General features: G+C 60.9%; 4 protein-coding genes. 1 reads left to right on the plus strand and 3 read right to left on the minus strand.

Translation table 11 applies throughout. From position 1 onward, the window contains the following. Positions 1-122 precede the first annotated feature (122 nt). The 3 genes from JCM25156_RS31190 to JCM25156_RS28910 all read right to left on the minus strand — a co-directional run bounded on the left by JCM25156_RS31190 (position 123) and on the right by JCM25156_RS28910 (position 1077). Complete coding sequence (locus JCM25156_RS31190; RefSeq protein WP_242402644.1) at positions 123-314, minus strand: hypothetical protein; 192 nt, start codon at positions 312-314, stop codon at positions 123-125. After that, on the minus strand, positions 311-574 hold the full coding sequence (locus tag JCM25156_RS31195) for a hypothetical protein (protein ID WP_242402645.1): 264 nt from the start codon (positions 572-574) through the stop codon (positions 311-313). The genes JCM25156_RS31190 and JCM25156_RS31195 overlap by 4 nt, the downstream gene beginning before the upstream one ends. Positions 575-753: 179 nt before the next feature. Further along, on the minus strand, positions 754-1077 hold the full coding sequence (locus JCM25156_RS28910; protein WP_148299389.1) for a hypothetical protein: 324 nt from the start codon (positions 1075-1077) through the stop codon (positions 754-756). A 213-nt stretch (positions 1078-1290) separates the two neighbouring features. On the opposite strand from JCM25156_RS28910, the gene JCM25156_RS12620 reads away from it, so the two are divergent. Then, complete coding sequence (locus tag JCM25156_RS12620) at positions 1291-2607, plus strand: MFS transporter (protein ID WP_025813359.1); 1317 nt, start codon at positions 1291-1293, stop codon at positions 2605-2607. Positions 2608-2949 lie beyond the last annotated feature (342 nt).

Raw genomic sequence — 2949 nt, forward strand, 5'->3', positions numbered from 1 at the left:
CCGGATCTGGCCACGGCGGCGCGTGAGCTGGACCGTGCGGAAAAATCAGCCGTGCTGGGCAGCGCGGAAGGGCTGCATCTGCTGGCGCAGCTTCCCTGAAGGCGGGCGGCGCGGCCCGCCGCTCAGTCGCTCGATGTGCCTTGCGGGGCGGAAATGGCTTCCTCCCCTTCATCGCCGCCATCAATGGACATGACCGCATCCAGCGCGTCGCACAGCTTTTTCTGGTTCGGGCTGGCGAGACTGCCGGGGGCGTCGCAGACCTTGGCCGCGTCCGGCACGCAGGATTCGGTCGCGTCCTCGTAATCGGATGTCATGACGTCATGCGCCAGCGACAGGTTGGGGTTATGCGCGTTCTCACCCGCTTCATCGATGATTTTTCCATCTTGTGCAGGTCTTCGAGTTTGTCGAGGCAGGCCTGGCTGGCCAGGTTGGGCTTGAGGCGCAGCACCCCCAGCGCGCGCTGCACCTTCTGCACGGACAGGCTCTGCCCATGGGCGGGGGTGCAGGGCAATGGGGCGCAGAGCAGTAGCGCGACCGGCAATGCGGCAAGGCGTGGAGGCAGCTTGATGTTCACCGTGACCGTTCCGTTTGTCCATATCCCGGTATGGGGTGCATGGCGCCCGCCGCACAGGCGGTGGCGCTGGCGTGACTATGGCAGGAACCCGCCGGTTGGGAAAGATGGATCAGCCCCGCCGCCACGCCCCGCGAAAACATGCCCGGGAATATATTGATATAATAAGGGGAAAATCGGAATCATGGCGAAAATTCGAGAATTCTCTTACATTCTCGGGACTTTTTTAGTATAGATTGCTTCCACTGAATATATTTTTTGTGTTTTGGCGGAGGTTGGAAACTATCTTCACACTTTGAAATCGTTCGGAACTGCAACGATTTTGTATATCCGACTGATTTATGGTCTTTCCAGCGTGAGAGATCACATGATCGTGCCCATTTTTCGGTGCGATTTTGTGTTTTTTCATCCGGTTGTTTTTGCAATGCGTGCCATATGGTGCGTTTTCCTGCTGGATTGATGGTATCTGCCGGTAACACGTATGGGGAAAACAGGTCCGTCAGCATGTCGCGCTGGCGTTCCGGCGCGGATGCCCGTGCTTTCGGCCCCTCTGCTGTAACCGGTCCGGGTGACTGCACGCCCGAACTTGTGAAACTGAGGTTCCGCACTGGTGTTTCGGGCTGACCGGATCAGGCGGACGCAGCCTGCATCGACGCTCCGCAATGAGGTGGAGCCCCTCGTTTTCGTGTCGGCTGCCTGTGAAAGAGGAGAATCTCCCCTTGAAACAGACAGACAATCTGTCCGAATCAACATCCCTGGCTGATCGGCTTGGCATTCCCGCCCCCCTGTTCTGGGGGTTCGTGGGTCTGCTGTTCTTCATGATCGGTGACGGGGTCGAGGCTGGCTATCTGGCCCCCTATCTTGAGGGGCATGGCGTTTCATCGCGGGACACCGCGCTTCTGTTCACCATTTATGGTGTGACCGTTTCCCTGTCCTCATGGGCGTCGGGGCCGCTGTCGGATCTGTGGGGCCCCAAGCGGGTCATGTGGATCGGGCTTGGTATCTGGGCGCTGTTCGAGGTGATGTTCCTGACCTTCGGCGTGGCGGTCAACAGCTACCCGATCATGCTGGCCGCCTACACCATGCGTGGTTTCGGCTATCCGCTGTTCACCTACGGCTTCCTGGTCTGGATCGCGGCGGCGACACCGCCGCGCCAGCTTGGCTCGGCGGCGGGGTGGTTCTGGTTCGCCTTTTCCGGCGGGCTGCCCACGCTGGGTTCGCTGTTCGCCAGTTTCGCCATTCCGGTGATTGGCGAGATGGCCACGTTCTGGTCCTCGCTGGGGCTGGTCATGTTCGGTGGCCTGCTGGCCCTGCTGATGACGCATGAGCCGACCGGCACGCAGCGTCTTGCGCGTCCCGGCACGCCTGTGGGCACGATCTTCTTCAGTTCCATCAGCATCCTGTGGCGCGAGCCCAAGACGCTCATCGCCATGCTGGTGCGCACGATCAACACCTCGTCGGAATATGCGTTCCTGGTGATCATGCCGGCGTTCTTCACCAAGGTGATCGGGTTCTCGCTGTCGCAGTGGCTTCAGCTCCTGTCGATCATCTTCCTGGCGAACATTCTGGTCAATCTCGTGTCGGGCATGACGGCGGACCGGCTGGGCCATCGGGCCGTGGTGGCGATTGGTGGTGGTATTGGCGCGGCCATTACCGTGCCGATGTTCTACTACGTGCCGATGATGTTCCCCGGCAACTTCACCATCGCCGCCATCATGGGCGCGGTGTATGGCGCGACGATCGCCGCCTTCGTGCCGCTGTCGGGTCTCGTGCCGCAGATCTGCCCCAAGGAAAAGGCCGCCGCGCTGTCCGCGCTGGGGCTGGGTGCCGGCGCCAGCACATGGGTTGGCCCGGCGATCGTGACATGGTTTGAATCCTGGCACGGGATCGAAGGGATCATCTGGATCTTCTCGGGCCTGTATGTGGCGTCCGCGCTCATGACCATGGTGCTGACCATCTCGCCCGAAGCCCGCCGTCATCTGGATGAAGCCGCGCTGCGTGGCGACATTGCCGAGGAACTGACCACGGGCCACTGATGGTCCCCGCTTCAACCCAAACCCGGAAAGGCCCGCTGTCTCAGCGGGCCTTTTCTTTTGGGGGCCGCTGAAAAGCCACCCCTGAAACACACGCTGTCAGAAGAAGGTTTCTGGTGAAGCTTTTTTCAAAGAGCTTCCGGGAACACCGCCGTCCTGAAAAAAGTTGCCCCATTTTATCCATGAGGGGCTTTTGGGGAACGCGGGCCTGCCTGTCATGCCCGCCAATGACCGCATGAAAAAGGCCGGGGCTGAACCAGCACCCGGCCTTGTGTTTTTCAGATCCCGCGTTCGGGCCGCCTGCGGAGCGTACGCTGTGGCCCGGCGCCGGTCGTGCTGGCGCTG

The sequence above is a fragment of the Komagataeibacter kakiaceti JCM 25156 genome (genome assembly GCF_000613305.1).

What these genes read in the sequence shown, in the direction of transcription:
- JCM25156_RS28910 (WP_148299389.1), bottom strand. Translation starts at nt 1,077, where the DNA reads ATGCTGACGGACCTGTTTTCCCCATACGTGTTACCGGCAGATACCATC.
- JCM25156_RS31190 (WP_242402644.1), bottom strand. Translation starts at nt 314, where the DNA reads ATGACATCCGATTACGAGGACGCGACCGAATCCTGCGTGCCGGACGCG.